Genomic DNA, 348 nt, shown 5'->3' with positions numbered 1-348 from the left:
AGATTTATTTTTACGTCTTGTCATTTAACACCTCAATATTAGGACATTGTCCATTATTAAAGTGTCCGGCTCAATTAAACCAGTTCAGCGTTGCAAACATATCTTTTAGCTTACGGTTTTCTTCTTCAAGCTCTTTAAGGCGTTTAACATCTGAAGCTTCCATACCACCATATTTTGAGCGCCATTTATAAAATGTGCTTTGCCCGATACCATGTTTACGGCAGACTTCAGGCACAGGAATACCTGATTCAGCTTCTTTGATCATGCTGACAATTTGAGTTTCGGTGAATTTGCTTTTTCTCATCGTAAATTTTCCTATTTTCGTTAATGGAAAATTCTACTTATGAA

At 35.9% G+C, this 348-nt stretch carries 1 pseudogene; it reads right to left on the bottom strand.

The annotated features are described in order from the left end of the window. Window positions 1-91: 91 nt before the first annotated feature. A pseudogene (locus tag AN391_RS20000) lies at window positions 92-304 on the bottom strand (transposase); the annotation flags it as partial. Window positions 305-348 lie beyond the last annotated feature (44 nt).

Origin of the sequence: Pseudoalteromonas sp. P1-13-1a (genome assembly GCF_001401875.1) — a bacterium.
In the GTDB taxonomy this organism is placed as follows: Bacteria; Pseudomonadota; Gammaproteobacteria; order Enterobacterales; family Alteromonadaceae; genus Pseudoalteromonas.
This window is presented reverse-complemented; position numbering and strand designations above follow the sequence as displayed.